This window comes from Paenibacillus sp. LK1 (assembly GCF_002750415.1).
In the GTDB taxonomy this organism is placed as follows: Bacteria; Bacillota; Bacilli; order Paenibacillales; family Paenibacillaceae; genus Paenibacillus; species Paenibacillus taichungensis.
Map to the genome: position 1 here is coordinate 1 of NZ_PEII01000046.1, position 395 is coordinate 395.

Genomic DNA, 395 nt, shown 5'->3' on the forward strand with positions numbered 1-395 from the left:
GAGGAGCTTGAACCAGAGATTTCATTATAATTTGCTAAAACTTTTGGCGCATAAGCTTTAGTTTCAGCAAAAGGAATGTTCCCCATCTTACCAGCTTTAATCCACTTGTCTACATTGCCGGGGCCAGCATTATATGCTGCAAGAGCATATTCCAAATTACCATTGTATTTCTTAAGGAGACTTGCAATGTACTTTGTACCACCAGCTACGTTTTGATCTGGGTCATAAGAGTTTTTAACACCTAGGCCCTTTGCGGTGCCCGGCATAAGTTGCATTAATCCTGCGGCTCCAGCTCCAGATTTTGCATTTGGATTAAATGTACTTTCAGTTTTAATAATAGCGGCTATCAGTTTTGGATCGACACCATTTTGAGAAGCATATTTATTGATTATATC

1 protein-coding gene is annotated in these 395 nt (G+C 39.5%); it reads right to left on the reverse strand.

All coding sequences use genetic code 11. From position 1 onward, the window contains the following. The coding region (locus CS562_RS32475) for a lytic transglycosylase domain-containing protein (RefSeq protein WP_143813580.1) at positions 1-395 on the reverse strand (395 nt) is incomplete at both ends.